The 14,230-nt window shown below is 70.2% G+C and carries 15 protein-coding genes and 1 tRNA gene; 9 read left to right on the plus strand and 7 right to left on the minus strand.

Annotated elements, in window-relative coordinates; translation table 11 throughout:
- The first annotated feature begins 10 nt into the window (after positions 1-10).
- The 3 genes from ACLBW1_RS19180 to ACLBW1_RS19190 are packed head-to-tail and all read left to right on the plus strand — an operon-like array spanning position 11 to position 3,468.
- The gene (locus ACLBW1_RS19180) at positions 11-1,423 is read left to right on the plus strand and encodes an MSMEG_0567/sll0787 family protein (RefSeq protein WP_447813629.1); all 1,413 of its coding nucleotides are present in this window, start codon (positions 11-13) and stop codon (positions 1,421-1,423) included.
- A gap of 25 nt (positions 1,424-1,448) precedes the next feature.
- Positions 1,449-2,348 carry a carbon-nitrogen hydrolase family protein gene (locus tag ACLBW1_RS19185; protein ID WP_447813377.1) on the plus strand — a complete coding sequence of 300 codons (900 nt, stop codon included), beginning with the start codon at positions 1,449-1,451 and terminating at the stop codon, positions 2,346-2,348.
- Between the two features lie 13 nt (positions 2,349-2,361).
- Complete coding sequence (locus tag ACLBW1_RS19190) at positions 2,362-3,468, plus strand: MSMEG_0565 family glycosyltransferase (protein ID WP_447813378.1); 1,107 nt, start codon at positions 2,362-2,364, stop codon at positions 3,466-3,468.
- Here the strand turns inward: ACLBW1_RS19190 and ACLBW1_RS19195 are convergent.
- Genes ACLBW1_RS19195 through ACLBW1_RS19205 form a run of 3 tightly spaced genes read right to left on the minus strand, consistent with a single transcriptional unit; the run spans position 3,456 to position 6,421 of the window.
- A complete protein-coding gene (locus tag ACLBW1_RS19195) occupies positions 3,456-4,484 on the minus strand; it encodes a nucleoside hydrolase (RefSeq protein ID WP_447813379.1) in 1,029 nt (342 codons plus the stop codon). The two genes, ACLBW1_RS19190 and ACLBW1_RS19195, sit on opposite strands and share 13 nt — an antisense overlap.
- 9 nt (positions 4,485-4,493) lie before the next feature.
- Entirely contained in the window at positions 4,494-4,982 is a 489-nt protein-coding gene (locus ACLBW1_RS19200; protein WP_447813380.1) for a mycothiol transferase, read from the minus strand.
- Positions 4,979-6,421 (minus strand): SDR family NAD(P)-dependent oxidoreductase, encoded by a 1,443-nt coding sequence (locus ACLBW1_RS19205; RefSeq protein WP_447813381.1) that lies wholly within the window; start codon positions 6,419-6,421, stop codon positions 4,979-4,981. Before ACLBW1_RS19205 ends, ACLBW1_RS19200 begins: the two co-directional genes overlap by 4 nt.
- A gap of 75 nt (positions 6,422-6,496) precedes the next feature.
- On the opposite strand from ACLBW1_RS19205, the gene ACLBW1_RS19210 reads away from it, so the two are divergent.
- Complete coding sequence (locus ACLBW1_RS19210; RefSeq protein WP_447813382.1) at positions 6,497-7,033, plus strand: gluconokinase; 537 nt, start codon at positions 6,497-6,499, stop codon at positions 7,031-7,033.
- 22 nt (positions 7,034-7,055) lie between these two features.
- Here the strand turns inward: ACLBW1_RS19210 and ACLBW1_RS19215 are convergent.
- Positions 7,056-7,141 (minus strand) — tRNA-Leu (locus tag ACLBW1_RS19215).
- A 114-nt stretch (positions 7,142-7,255) separates the two neighbouring features.
- Between ACLBW1_RS19215 and ACLBW1_RS19220 the strand changes: the two genes are divergently transcribed.
- The 3 genes from ACLBW1_RS19220 (at position 7,256) to ACLBW1_RS19230 (ending at position 9,884) form a co-directional block, all read left to right on the plus strand.
- Positions 7,256-8,605: a M20/M25/M40 family metallo-hydrolase gene (locus ACLBW1_RS19220; RefSeq protein ID WP_447813383.1), complete on the plus strand. Its 1,350-nt coding sequence runs from the start codon at positions 7,256-7,258 to the stop codon at positions 8,603-8,605.
- A gap of 115 nt (positions 8,606-8,720) precedes the next feature.
- Complete coding sequence (locus tag ACLBW1_RS19225) at positions 8,721-9,233, plus strand: hypothetical protein (RefSeq protein WP_447813384.1); 513 nt, start codon at positions 8,721-8,723, stop codon at positions 9,231-9,233.
- Between the two features lie 108 nt (positions 9,234-9,341).
- Positions 9,342-9,884, plus strand: a complete 543-nt coding sequence (locus ACLBW1_RS19230) for a YbhB/YbcL family Raf kinase inhibitor-like protein (RefSeq protein ID WP_447813630.1) — start codon at positions 9,342-9,344, stop codon at positions 9,882-9,884.
- A gap of 36 nt (positions 9,885-9,920) precedes the next feature.
- Here ACLBW1_RS19230 and ACLBW1_RS19235 read toward each other — a convergent pair whose 3' ends face one another.
- The 3 genes from ACLBW1_RS19235 to ACLBW1_RS19245 are packed head-to-tail and all read right to left on the minus strand — an operon-like array spanning position 9,921 to position 12,395.
- A complete protein-coding gene (locus ACLBW1_RS19235; protein ID WP_447813385.1) occupies positions 9,921-11,036 on the minus strand; it encodes a quinone-dependent dihydroorotate dehydrogenase in 1,116 nt (371 codons plus the stop codon).
- Positions 11,033-11,287, minus strand: a complete 255-nt coding sequence (locus ACLBW1_RS19240) for a DUF5703 family protein (protein WP_447813386.1) — start codon at positions 11,285-11,287, stop codon at positions 11,033-11,035. Before ACLBW1_RS19240 ends, ACLBW1_RS19235 begins: the two co-directional genes overlap by 4 nt.
- Before the next feature lie 55 nt (positions 11,288-11,342).
- A complete protein-coding gene (locus ACLBW1_RS19245; RefSeq protein WP_447813387.1) occupies positions 11,343-12,395 on the minus strand; it encodes a YncE family protein in 1,053 nt (350 codons plus the stop codon).
- 81 nt (positions 12,396-12,476) lie between these two features.
- On the opposite strand from ACLBW1_RS19245, the gene ACLBW1_RS19250 reads away from it, so the two are divergent.
- Positions 12,477-13,319 carry an undecaprenyl-diphosphate phosphatase gene (locus tag ACLBW1_RS19250; RefSeq protein ID WP_447813388.1) on the plus strand — a complete coding sequence of 281 codons (843 nt, stop codon included), beginning with the start codon at positions 12,477-12,479 and terminating at the stop codon, positions 13,317-13,319.
- Positions 13,320-13,424: 105 nt separating this feature from the next.
- On the plus strand, positions 13,425-14,183 hold the full coding sequence (locus ACLBW1_RS19255) for an MSMEG_4193 family putative phosphomutase (protein WP_447813389.1): 759 nt from the start codon (positions 13,425-13,427) through the stop codon (positions 14,181-14,183).
- Positions 14,184-14,230: the final 47 nt, after the last annotated feature.

Consider the following 14,230-nt stretch of genomic DNA (forward strand, 5'->3'; position numbering starts at 1 on the left):
GCTCGCCGAGATGTCGATCCTCTCCGGGCACCCGCGAGGTGTCGACGCCACACGGGTCGGGTTCCTCATCACCCCCGCGACCACCCCCGCGCAGCACGACGCCTACCGGAGGCTGCGTCGCGCGGCGTTCGTGGACGAGCAGAAGGTGTTCGCGGGCAGCGACATCGACGACATCGACGACGACCCGCGCGCCGTCGTGCTGGTGGCCGTCACCCCCGAGGGCGCCGTGGTGGGCGGGGTGCGCATCGCGCCGCAGCACGGGTGGGGGACCGACACCGACATCGGGTGGTGGACCGGGAGCAGACTCGTCGTCGACCGATCACGGCACGACACCGGCATCGGCCCCGCATTGGTGCGGGCGGCGTGCGCGCACGCCTCCGAGCACGGCGTACTGCGTTTCGAGGCGACCGTGCAGCGGCCGCACCGACGCATGTTCGTCCATCTCGGCTGGGAGGTGGTCGGTGAGTGCGAGATCGGCGGCCGACCCCACGTTCGCATGCGGTGGGATCCGCGCCGCATCGCCCACGTCGCCGAGCGGACCAAGTCGTTCCTCGCCGACGCCCTCGAACCGTTCCGCCGACAGCCGGGCGGCCTCGGTCCGGCCGGTTTCACCGGGGACGACGGGGTCCCAGTCCCCGGCAGCGACATCATCGCCGCCTGCGACGCCATCCTCCCCTCCATGGTCGATCGCGACCCCGAGTGGGCCGGGTGGTGTGCGGTGCTCGTCAATCTCAACGACCTGGCAGCGATGGGTGCCACGCCGACCGGTCTCCTCGACGCCGTCGGCGCGACCACCCGATCGCAGCTCACCCGGATCGTGCGGGGCATGGTCGGCGCCGCCCGGGCGTGGGGGGTGCCGGTTCTCGGCGGCCACACCCAACTGGGGGTGCCCGCCTCGCTCTCGGTGACCGCCCTGGGCACCACACCTCGTCCCGTCCCGGCCGGTGGCGCCGGGGTGGGGGAGCAGATCCGACTGACCGTCGACGTGAGCGGATCGTGGCGTCCCGGTTATCACGGCGGGCAGTGGGATTCGACGAGCACGCGTTCGGCCGCCGACCTGCGCGCGATGAACGCGATGGTCCGCGATCTCGCCCCGCACGCGGCGAAAGACGTGAGCATGGCCGGGATCGCGGGCACCACGGGGATGTTGGCCGAGGCGTGCGGGACCGGCGCCGAGATCGACGTGGGCGCTGTTCCCCGTCCGACCGGCGTCGACATGGGATCGTGGCTGACGTGCTTCCCCGGATTCGCGATGCTCACCGCCGACGCCGCGGGCTCCGCTGCGCCTGCGGGTCTGCCGCACGATGTGGTGAGCGCGGTCTGCGGTCGGCTGACCCCGAACCCCGGCGTCCGACTGCGCTGGCCCGACGGGGTCAGGACGATCGCGGTGAGCTCGGGGGTCACCGGTCTGGGTCGCGCGTGACCCCCGATCACCCGGGTGCGTGCTGATGGCACCGATCACCATCGGCGCGGTGGCCGCGCATTTCGGCCGTGACCTCGAGCGCAGCGTCGCGAAGGTCGTCGGGATCGTCGAGTCGGCGCGCCGCGACGGTGTCGATCTCCTCGTGTTCCCGGATGCGAGCCTGGGCGGTTACATCGGCGACCTGCGCAGTCCCGACCTCACCGAACTGCCGCCGGTGCTCGCGACCGACGGACCCGAGATCGCCGCGATCATCGCCGCGGCCGGTGACATGACGGTGTGCGTCGGGTACGCCGAGGTGTCCGACGAGGGCCTGGCGGCACCGCGGAGCGGGTACAACTCTGCGGTCTGTGTCAGTGGCGACGGCGTCCTCGGTACCCACCGCAAGGTCCATCAACCGGCGGGGGAGTCCATCGCCTACACCGCCGGAGATCGCTTCGCCGCCTTCGACACCCCCGTCGGTCGGTTGGGGATGCTCATCGACTACGACAAGACCTTCCCCGAGGCCGCCCGCGCCGTCGCCCTCGACGGTGCGCACATCATCGCGGCGTTGTCGGCGTGGCCGGCCAGCGTCACCGACCGCGCGTCGCGGCTCCCCGCCGACCGCCAGTCGCGACTGTTCGATCTCTACGACGCCGCGCGCGCCGCGGAGAACCAGGTGGTGCTGGTGTCGTCGAATCAGACCGGCGTGATGGGGTCGCTGCGTTTCCTCGGTCAGGCGAAGGTCGTCGGGCCCGGTGGGGAGATCCTCGCCACCACCCGCTCGAAGGGCGGGATGGCGACGGTGACGATGGACGTCGAGGCCGAGATCACCCGTGCGCGCAAGGTGTTGCACCATCTCGCCGAACGACGTCCCGACACCTACCTCTCGGCGACGACGACGGGTGCCGACCCGGTTCCGACGCCGCAGACCCTCCCGTCGGCGTAGGGGAGGAGAAGCCGTGCACATCGCCCTGATCACGTATTCGACCAAGCCGCGGGGCGGGGTGGTCCACACCCTGAACCTCGCCGAGGCTCTCGTCGACGCCGGCGCACAGGTGACGGTGTGGTCGTTGGCCCGTGCCGGTGACCGCGGGTTCTTCCGTGCCGTCGATCCGCGGGTCCGACTGCGGCTCATCGACTTCCCGGTCGTCGACGACGAGACGGTCACCGAGCGGATCGTCCGGTCCATCGACACCATGCGCCGCGCCTTCACCCCCCACGAGTACGACATCGTGCACGCGCAGGACTGCATCAGCGCGAACGCCGTCGGTCCCTGCATCCGCACCGTGCACCACCTCGACACCTTCACCACACCGGTGCTCGCGGACTGCCACGAGAAGGCCATCGTGGAGCCCTACGCCCACATCTGCGTGTCGGCCGCGGTGGCCGCGGAGGTGACCGCGGGCTGGGGGCATCACCCGACCGTGATCGCCAACGGTGTCGACGCCGACCGGTTCGCCGCCGCCGCGGCCGACACCCCCGCGGCGACGGCGCAGCGCGATCGGTGGCGGGATCGTCTCGGGCGTCACATCCTCGCCGTGGGGGGTATCGAACCCCGCAAGGGAAGCATCGACCTCCTCGAAGCGTATGCGCGGCTGCAGGTCTCACATCCCGACGTCACGCTCGTGTTCGCGGGCGGCGAGACGCTGTTCGACTACCGCGACTACCGCGAGGCCTTCGACCGTCGTCGTGCCGAACTCGCGGTCGCGCCGGTGGTGTTGGGCACCGTCGACGACGATGAGCTGCCCGCGCTCGTCGCGTCGGCCGAGGTGTTCGCGTTCCCGTCGGTGAAGGAAGGGTTCGGTCTCGCGGCGATGGAGGCACTCGCCGCCGGCCGCCCGGTCGTCGCGCGCGACCTACCCGTGCTCCGCGAGGTGTTCGGCGACGCCGTCGAGTACGCCGCCACGGTCGACGAGTTGGCCGCGCGGCTCGGCGAGGCGTTCACGCTCGAAGCGGACCGCGCGGACGTCGGCCGCGCCCTCGCCCGGTCGATGTCATGGCATGTCGCCGCAGAGCGCCATCTCGAGTTCTATGCCGCCCACCCCGGGCCCCCTCAGCGCGACTGAGCGGCGAGCGCGGCGATCCGGTCGACGAGGTCGTCGAAGAACGCATCGGGGTCGGTCGCGGTCGCGATGGCGGCGTTGACGTCTCGACCCCACATCCCGCGTTCGTCGGCGACGGTGGTGCCGCGGGTCAATGCGCCGACGAGCTCGACATCGACCACGGCGGATCGGGTGGTGACCACCGACGGATCGAGGGCGACCGCCGCGGCGAACGGGTCGTGCATGTGGGCGATGTAGCCCTCATCGTGATCGGCATGGAACTCGAAGTAGAACCGGACCGCGTCGACGAGGTGTCGCACCACGCGGTTGTCGGCCACCGACCGCAGGCCGCGGTCGTCGGTCGGCGACGGTTGTTCCACGGGGGCGCTCCCGGCCTGCGCGGCCAGGCGACCCAGATGATCGGGCGTCATCACGATCGTCTCGGTGAGATCGAGTGGGCAGATGACCGGTGCGGGTGCGCCGTCGCGGCCGAAAGCGGCGAACACCCGCTGGGCGGCCTCGGGATCGACGGCGATGTTCCACTCCGAGGTCGGGGTCGTGTTGCCGGGGTGGTGGAACGCGCCGCCCATCACCACCAGCCGCCGCAGACGCGACGGGAGGTCGGGGTCGCGCTCGACGGCGAGCGCGAGGTTGGTCAACGGCCCGGTGACCAGTCCGACCACCTCGCCCGGTCGGTCTGCGGTGATCTCGATCCACGCGTCGGCGGCCGACCGCGGCGACGGTGCGCGGGGTGCCGGTGGCAGATCGGCGTACCCGATGCCCATCGGCCCGTGGGTGTCCTCGGTCGTCATCAACTCGGCGACCAGCGGCGACGACGCGCCGAGGCACACCTCGACGTCGTCACGTCCACACAGCTCCAGCCAGGCGAGGTTGTTGGCGCACACCACGTCCGCGGGCACGTTCCCGGCCGTGGAGAGCACGGCGAGCAGATCGGCGTCGGGGCGGGCCAGCAGATACAGCAGCGCCAGGGAGTCGTCGATGCCGGTGTCGCAGTCGAACACGATGGGGTGCACGGTCATCCGCGCACACTATCGTTCGACTGAATGCGCCCCGGCGACGAGGACGTCGCGGGTGAGTTCGAGCTGTCCGAGGTGCTGGGCGAGTTCGCGCACGATGTGCAGCAGGATCCACTCGGGGGTGGCGGTGTCGATGGCGGTGGTGCGGGTCGAGCCGCGGGCGCTGCGATCGCGGACGCCCTCGGTGGTCGCGATGGCGATCCACCCCGGCACACGGGAGGCGACGTCATCGACGGCCTCGCACAGTGCGCCGACTGCTCCGGTGGCGGTGAACTCGGCGTCGCGGTCGCGGGGGATCTTCTCGCCGCCGATCACGCTGCCGCCCCAGAACTTCAGCATCTCCACGCAGTGGAACACGATGGCGTAGGGCGAATTGGTCTGCGGCAGCGGTGGTGTCGTGTTCGCCAGGTCGTCGCCGAGCTCGGCGACGATGGCCCGAAGCGCACCGAGATTCTCCTGGATGATCGTCTCGGCGGCGTCGTGGAGTGCCGGGGTGGTCACCACGGATACCTCTCGAAATCTTTGAGAAAGCAGCCGTAGAGGTCGATCCCGTTCTCGCCGTCGACGATCGGGTGGTAGACGCGCGCCGCGCCGTCGACGAGATCGAGGGGCGCGCGGAAGCCCTCGTCGGCCAGGCGCATCTTCGACTCGTGCGGGCGTTCGTCGGTGATCCATCCGGTGTCGACGGCGGTCACCAGGATGCCGTCGTCGAACAGTTCCCCGGCGCTGGTGCGGGTCAACATGTTCAGGGCCGCCTTGGCCATGTTGGTGTGCGGATGTCCGGGCCCCTTGTAGCCGCGCGAGAAGATCCCCTCCATCGCCGAGACGTTGACCACGTACTTGCGTCGGGCGCTCGACGCCCGCAGCGCCGGCGTGAGCCGTGACAGCAGGATGAACGGCGCCACGCTGTTGCACAGCTGGACCTCGAGGAGTTCGAGCGGGTCGACGTGGTCGACCGAGGCGACCCAGCTGTTGGAACTGACCAGGTCGGGGAGCAACCCACCGGCGTCGACCGCGGTGCCGTCGGCGATGCGTGCCGGCGATGCCGATCCGGCCGTCATCGCCAGCGCCGCCAGCGATTCTGCAGCCGCATCCGAACTCGACCCGCCGGCGAGTGCGGTGGGGTGCAGCTCCGAGCTGTCGCCCATCGTCAGCGCGGGGATCGTGGCGGCGGCGCCGCGCAGCGGAGCGGCCTCGGCGTCGACGAGCGAGCGATAGGAACCGGGTGAGCGGCGCACGGTCTGCGCGGCGTTGTTGATCAGGATGTCGAGGGGGCCGCGCTCGGCGACCGCACCGGCCAGCGCGACCACCTGAGCCGGATCACGCAGGTCGATGCCGACGATGGTGAGTCGGTGCAACCAGTCGTCGGCGTCGGCCTGCCGGGCGAATCGGCGGGCGGCGTCGCGGGGGAACCGGGTGGTGATGGTCAGCTCGGCGCCGTCGCGGAGCAGCATCAGCGCGATGTACATGCCGATCTTCGCCCGCCCGCCGGTGAGCAGGGCGCGGCGTCCGGTGAGATCGGTGCGTTGGTTGCGGCGCGCGCGGTTGTCCGCGGCGCAGTCCGGGCACAGCTGATGGTGGAAAGCGTTGATCTCGGTGTACTCGGTCTTGCAGATGTAGCAGGCCTGCGGCCGGATGAGGTGCCCCGCGATGCCGCTGCCGTCACCCGACAACCCGACGCCGGCGGTCTCGTCGTCGATACGGTCGGCCGATCCGGTGGCGGTGGCACCGAGGACGGCGCGGTCGGCGGCGAGCCGCTCGGCGTGGCGGGCCTTCTTCTTCGATCGTTTCGCGAGCTTGAACATGCGGGCCACCGCACGCTGCACCTCGATCGAATCGGGATGCGCGGTGTCCATGGCCGCCACCTGATCGAGGACGCGCCGCACCGTGGCCATGTCCGCAGGATCGATCTGCTGCGGAGGATCGATCGGAGACGTCACGGGAGGCCAGTCTAGGCAGCAGGTGCGCGCGACACGAAACGTCTCGAGGCGCCCGGGCTGTGCTAGAAGGGTGGCGTGACCGACACGCGCTCCGCGGACCCGATCGCCGGCCCTCATCTCTGCGTGATGGGTGTCAGCGGGGTGGGGAAGACGACCATCGCCCAGGGCCTCGCCGAGCGGCTGCGGCGGCCTTTCGGCGACGCCGATGATCTCCATCCGCGGTCGAACATCGAGAAGATGGCGAGCGGGCAGCCCCTGACCGATGCCGATCGGTCACCGTGGCTCGACGCGGTCGTCGCGTGGCTCGACGGCCACGGTGACGCGGAACCCACGGTGTTCGCGTGTTCGGCACTGCGGCGGACGTACCGGGACCGGATCGCCGATGCGCGTGCCGGGGTCGTCTTCGTGCATCTGACGGCGCCGACCGACGAGCTGCGCCGTCGCCTCGAGGGTCGCCGTGGGCACTACATGAAGGTCAGCATGCTCGAGTCGCAGCTCGCGACGTTGGAGGAACTCGGACCCGACGAGCGGGGGGTGCGGGTCGCCGCGACGGGGTCCGTCGACGACACGATCGATGCCGCGCTGAAGGCCGTGCGAGGGGAGTTGCCGTGAACCGGCGAAAGTCGAAAAAGAGTGTCCGGAGGGGGACTTGAACCCCCACGTCCGTTAATAGGACACTAGCACCTCAAGCTAGCGCGTCTGCCATTCCGCCACCCGGACATGTACGGGCGATGAGGCCCGTGCGAGTGCCTGACGACATTAACCGACCCGATCGTCGGATCCCAAATCCCCGGTGCGCCGAGGCGTCGGCAGCCGGGTGACAGGATGGTTCCCGTGACCGACACCTCCGAGCACACCAGCCCGAGAGCGACCGATGAGGTCGTCGACCTCGTGAGCCGACTCATCCAGTTCGACACCAGCAACACCGGTGACCTCGCGACCACGGTCGGCGAGGAGGAGTGCGCGCGCTGGGTGGCGCAGCAGCTCGCCGACGTCGGATACGAGACGGAGTACGTCGAATCCGGTCAACCGGGGCGCGGCAACGTCTTCGCACGCCTCCCCGGTGCCGATCGCGAACGCGGCACCCTGCTGCTGCACACCCACCTCGACGTGGTGCCCGCGCGCCCCGAGGACTGGAGTGTGCACCCGTTCTCGGGATCGGTGTCCGACGGCTATGTGTGGGGCCGCGGTGCGATCGACATGAAGGACATGGTCGGCATGGCCCTGGCGTTGGCGCGACAGTTCCGACGCGACGGCACCGTGCCGCCACGCGACATCGTCTTCGCGTTCCTCGCCGACGAGGAGGCCGGCGGCAAGTGGGGTTCGCACTGGCTCGTCGAGAACCGCCCCGATCTGTTCGAGGGCATCACCGAGGCCGTCGGCGAGGTCGGCGGCTACTCGCTCACCGTCGACACCCCGGACGGCTCCACCAAGCGGCTGTACCTGGTGGAGACGGCCGAGAAGGGCATCGCGTGGATGAAGCTGACCGCGACGGCCACCGCGGGTCATGGATCGTTCCTGCACGAGAACAACGCCGTCACGATCCTCGCCGAGGCGGTCGCGAAGCTGGGCCGACACACCTTCCCGCTGGTCATGACCGAGTCGGTTTCGGAGTTCCTCGCCGCGGTCAGCGAGGAGTCGACGCTGCAGCTCGACGCGGCGTCGCCGGATCTCGAGACGACGCTGTTCAAGCTCGGGTCGATCGCCCGGATCGTGGGCGCCACACTGCGTGACACCGCGAACCCGACGATGCTCGACGCGGGCTACAAGGCCAACGTGATCCCGCAGGCCGCCACCGCCGTCGTCGACTGCCGCGTGTTGCCGGGCCGTCAGGCGCAGTTCGAAGCCGAGGTCGACGAGTTGATCGGCCCCGACGTGACGCGGGAGTGGGTGACGAAGCTCGACTCGTACGAGACGACCTTCGACGGCGACCTGGTCGACGCCATGAACGACGCCATCCTGGAGTTCGACCCCGACGGTCGGACCGTGCCGTACATGCTCTCCGGCGGCACCGATGCGAAGGCGTTCGCGAAGCTCGGCATCCGATGCTTCGGCTTCGCCCCGCTGCAACTGCCGCCCGATCTGGATTTCGCGGCGCTGTTCCACGGCGTGGACGAGCGGGTCCCCGTCGACGGGCTGCTGTTCGGCACCCGCGTCCTCGAGCACTTCCTGCTGCACAGCTGACCCGAGATCAGATCGTTATCCATACTTCTCGCTAACTAGTAACGCAAACGTTCGGTACAGCGACGTACCCCGTGAGGTCGGAGCCCTCCGACCCGTGATCACGAGGAGTACGCACATGATCTCGACACGTTCTGGTTCGCAGCGACTGCGCACACTGATCGCGGCGACCGTCGTCGCCGCCGGCGCGGTCACCGGTGCTGCGGGCGCCGCCACCGCTGCTCCTGCCCCGCCGACCGTCTACACCGGTGCGGTGCCCTACTCGCCGACACTCACCGTCACACCGGGCTTCGCCTGCTTCGCGGTGATCAACGCGACCAAACTGCCGCAGACGAGGGCCATGGATTACCGGGTGAAGGTGCAGATCAGCCGGTTCGGCGCGAACTGCGGCGCCTTCAAGCTCGCGGTGAACTGGCGGAACCTGACGGTCGGGGGAACCGGCGGCCAGATCGAGACGGTCTTACCGAACGGAACCATCGAGGGTGTCCCGGACAACATCCTCGACGGGTTCGGCTTCGCGCCCGGATCCGGCCGGGTCGAGTCCACCATCACGACGTACAGCAAGTACGACGAATCCGGCGAGACCACGCTCCCCAACCTCCCCGGTAGGGCGACGTTCTCGCTCTACTGAGCCACGTCGTCACCACGCCCGGGAACACGTACGCGGTTCCCGGGCGTTGGACGGTCACGATGCGTCCACCCGGGCGCACGTGATCTCGAAAGGATGTGCACCACACCCATGTCGAGCTACAACCCGTACGACGCCCTGCCCGACCTCCCGACGTTCACCGTCACCTCCGAGAGCTTCGCCGATGGAGAGGCCCTCAAGCAGCCGCAGGTCAGCGGCATCATGGGCGCCGGGGGCGACGACGCCTCGCCGCAGGTGAGCTGGTCGGGCTTCCCCGAGGGCACCAAGAGCTTCGCGGTCACCGTCTACGACCCCGACGCCCCCACCGCGTCGGGCTTCTGGCACTGGGCCGTCGCCGACATCCCGGTGTCGACCACGTCGCTGCTCGAGGGCGCAGGTGACGAGAACGGCAGTGGCCTCCCGGCCGGAGCGGTCACCCTCGCCGGCGACGCATCGGCGAAGCGTTTCATCGGCGCCGCACCGCCGCCCGGACATGGACCGCACCGCTACTTCCTCGTCGTCCACGCGGTCGACGTGGAGTCACTGGGGCTGCCCGACGACGCGACGCCCGCGTTCCTGGGATTCAACCTCTTCAGCCACGCCATCGGGCGCGCGGTCATCCACGCGACCTACGAGCAGGCCGCAGAGGACTGAGACACGCGTCTGTCCCACCGTGTTCCGGGGCGCCCCTCACGCAGCAGCGTGGGGGGCGTTCTCGCTTCCCACCGCCTCGCGCAACGACGAGAACCCTTGCGCGCGTAGGCGTCGGGCGATCCCGTCGTGGATGTCGCGCACCCACATGGGGCCGCCGTAGATGAAGCCCGTGTACCCCTGCACGAGTGACGCGCCGGCGCAGATCCGTTCCCACGCCTGCTCGGGGGTCTCGACACCGCCCACCGACACCAGGGCGACGCGGTCGCCCACACGGCGGTAGAGCTGACGGAGCACCGCCAGCGATCGGTCGGCCAGCGGGGCACCGGACAGACCACCGGCACCGATCTGCGCCACCTCGTCGGCGTCGGTCGTGAGGCCCTCGCGGCCGATGGTCGTGTTGGTGCACACGATCCCGGCGAGTCCGAGCTCCACCGCGAGATCGGCGACGTCGTCGATGTCGGCGTCGGACAGGTCGGGGGCGATCTTCACCAGCACCGGGATGTCGGCGATCTCGAGCACCGCCGACAGCAACGGTCGCAGCGACGCGACGGCCTGCAGATCGCGCAGACCGGGGGTGTTGGGGGAGCTGACGTTGACGACCAGGAAGTCGGCGAGCGGGGCGAGAAGCCTTGTGCTGGTGCGGTAGTCGTCGATGGCCTCGTCGGGTCCGGCCAGCTTCGTCTTGCCGATGTTCGCGCCCACCGGGATCGATCCCGGCCCGCGGCGACGCCCCCGCAACCGGTGCGCGGCGGCCGCTGCCCCGTGGTTGTTGAAGCCCATGCGGTTGATCAGGGCGCGGTCTGCGGGGAGCCGGAACAATCTCGGCTGCGGGTTGCCGGGCTGGGCCGACCCGGTGACCGTGCCGATCTCGATGAAGCCGAAACCCATTCCCGGCCAGGCGTCGATCGCCTCGGCGTTCTTGTCGAAGCCCGCGGCGAGACCCATCGGCGCCGGGAAGTCGACACCGAACACCTGCGACCGCAGGATCGGGTCGGTCGGCGCGAACAGGCGGGTGGTCACCGCGAGTACGGGTGTGCGGTGTCCCAGGGTGGACAGCGCCCGCGAGATGAGCGTGTGGATACGTTCGGCGGGCAGCAGGAACATGGCCCGCAGCGCGAGGGGATAGAGCAGTCGGTACAGCCGATTGATCACCGGTGCACCTGCGCGGGCGCGGCGTCGGGGGTGGTGCGGGTCCGCTTGCGCCGCAACAGCACCTTGCGGCTGCCATCGGTGTAGAGACGGACGCGAGAGATCTCCCAGCCCCCGAACTCGGCCTCGATGGCCAGACGCATCGACGCCGTCACCCGGGTGACGTCCGGGGGCAGCCGCAGCGGGACGTACTCGTAGTCCTCGGCGCTGCGGATCTCGTTCCACTCCGCGGGGAACGCGCCTGCGCGGGTCACCCGACCCTCCGATCCACGTCGCACTGTGCCTCCCGGATCCTGCTCGTGACCACGGTCATCCGCTGACGGCCTGCAACCCGTCGCCGCGAGCCGAGAGCAGGTAGACCATCCCGGTCGCGCTGTCGACCACCAACGCATCGGCCTGGCCCACCGTGGCCACACGGCGTTTCTCGATCGGGATCCCCGACGCGAGGTCGAACGCGATGGCCTCGTTGGTGCCGGTGGTCGCGACCCAGGCCAGGTTGCGGACGTCGTCGTATCCTACGGCGTACGGTCCCTGCGCCACCGGATAGCGGAACTTGGTGAGCAGCGGGTCGCCGTCGAAGCCGAGGAATTCGCCGCCACGGGTGTCGGTGGTGAGGAACCGCCCGTAGTGGTCGACGACGAGGTTGGTCGCGCCGTCCCCGGACCGCAGCGCCTCGCCCAGCGACCCGTCGGACATGTCGACCGAGGTCACCGAGGACTGCGCACGGTCGAGCGCCACGACCTGATCGGACCGCCCGTCGCTCACCGCCACAGCCAGTTCGTCGACCCGGACGAGACCGTCGACGGTCCGGAGGACGCGACGATCGGCCCCGACCTCGACGATCTTCCCGTCGGCGGTGCCGATGAGCACCGACCCGTTCGACAGGCGGGCCACGCTCAGCGGCTCACCGACGGCGACGTCGTGGCGCGAGGCGACACCGGTCGCGAGATCGACGTCGACGAGCGTCGAGGGCGCGACGGCCACGAGGTCGTCGCCCGCCACCGCACCGATCGCCGACACCGCCTCGGGCAGCGGGATCGTCCGGGTCGCGACGGGCGCGGTCGGGATGGCCGTGGAGTACACGACGACCGATCGGCGGTCGGCGCCGAGGACGGCGAGCCGCTTGCCCGTTGAGTCGAGCACGAGGTGACTCGAGGCGGGCGCGGCCACCACCGACCCGGCCGGGCGGGCGGAACCCGTCGGCGCGGGCAACGGCGTCTGCGGGGTGGTGGTGGCGACAGAAGGTGTGTCCGACGAACCGCTGCCGCACGCCGACACCGCGACGAGCAGGACGGCCGCCAGCACGGCGCCGACGACGTGGCGGGCGGGCGCGTATCGCGCGGCCGGGCGCTGTGAGGGCATGAGAACCATAGTGGCGCACCGCGGGAGATGGGTGTGCGTTCAGGTCGGGGGCGGGTGTGGCGGTGACGTAGCATTCGCGCGGTGACTGATGCGATGACGTGGACCCAGGCCGTGGTGTTGGGGGCCGTGCAGGGCCTCACCGAGTTCCTGCCCGTGTCGTCCTCGGGCCATCTGCGCATCGTGTCCGGGGTGTTCTTCGGCGACGACGCCGGCGCCTCGTTCACCGCGGTCACGCAGTTGGGCACCGAGGCGGCCGTGCTCCTGTACTTCGCCCGCGACATCGTGCGCATCGTCGCCGCGTGGTTCCGCGGCCTCTTCTCGTCCGAGCAGCGGGGACTCGACTACCGCATCGGGTGGTACGTGATCTTCGCCACGATCCCCATCGGGCTGCTCGGGTTCGTCTTCAAGGACCAGATCCGCACCGGGGCACGCAACCTCTGGCTCATCGCGACCATGCTCATCGTGTTCTCGGCCGTCATCGTGCTCGCCGAGCGGTACGGCAAGCGTCGCCGCCCGATCGAGGAGCTGACCCTGCGCGACGGCGTCACCATGGGCCTCGCCCAGTGTCTGGCGCTGATCCCGGGGGTGTCGCGCTCGGGCGCCACGGCCAGCGCCGGCCTGTTCCTCGGCCTCCAGCGTGAGGCGGCGGTGCGCTTCTCGTTCCTGTTGGCCATCCCGGCGGTGACCGCGTCGGGGCTGTTCAGCCTCCCCGACGCCTTCTCTCCCAGCGGTGATGGCCTCGAGGCCAGCGGTCCACAACTGCTGGTGGCGACGATCATCGCGTTCGTCATCGGGTTCGCGTCGATCGCCTGGCTCCTGCGCTTCGTCGCCAAACACTCCCTGAACTGGTTCGTGGGCTACCGCGCCATCGTGGGACTCGTCGTCCTGGGCCTGCTCGCGGGCGGGGTCGTCAGCGCGACCTGACCGCACCGCCGGTCTCTCGCGGTCGCCGAGGTGCCCGGTTGCGCTGGCCGCGAACGCGCACCGCGACGACGGCGGGCGCGCCGATGCGCCGCATAGGGTGGTCGGGTGACCGTCATCCTGCTGCGCCACGGCCGTTCGACCGCCAACACCTCGGGTGTGCTGGCCGGTCGCAGCGGCGGCGTCGATCTCGACGACACCGGTCGCAGGCAGGCCGGTGAGGTCGTCGAACGCCTCGGACACGTGGAGAAGCTGGTCGCCGTGGTCCGCTCGCCGCTGCAGCGATGCCGGCAGACCGTCGCACCGCTGGTCGAGGCACGCGGTCTCACCGAGGTGGTCGACGAACGCCTCGTGGAGGTCGACTACGGCCGGTGGACCGGCCGGCCCATCAAAGACCTGCTCGGCGAGGACATGTGGAAGACCGTCCAACAGCAACCGTCGGCGGCGATCTTCCCCGAGGGTGAAGGCCTCGCGCACGTGCAGAGCCGAGCGGTGGCCGCCATCCGCGAACTCGATGCGCACTACGGCGGTCCTGACGGTTCCGGCGTGTGGGTGGCCTGCTCGCACGGCGACGTCATCAAGTCGATCATCGCCGACGCGATGGGGATGCATCTCGACTCGTTCCAACGGATCGTCGTGGAACCGGCGTCGATCAGCGTGATCCGATACAGCTCGTCGCGCCCGTACGTGCACACCGTGAACTCGACGGGCGCGCGCCCCACGGTGCCCGCGCCGCCGCCCGCCGACAGCGCGTCAGGGACCACACCCGCCTCCGACGACGACGCCGTCATCGGAGGCTCGACCGGAGCCCACGGCACGCCATCACACGCGGCACCGCCGACGCCGCACACGAACCACGCGGGCTGAACCACCCGTGAGAGCCCGTCCCACGACCCACGACAGCGACAGGAGGT

This window comes from Williamsia sp. M5A3_1d, assembly GCF_053345315.1.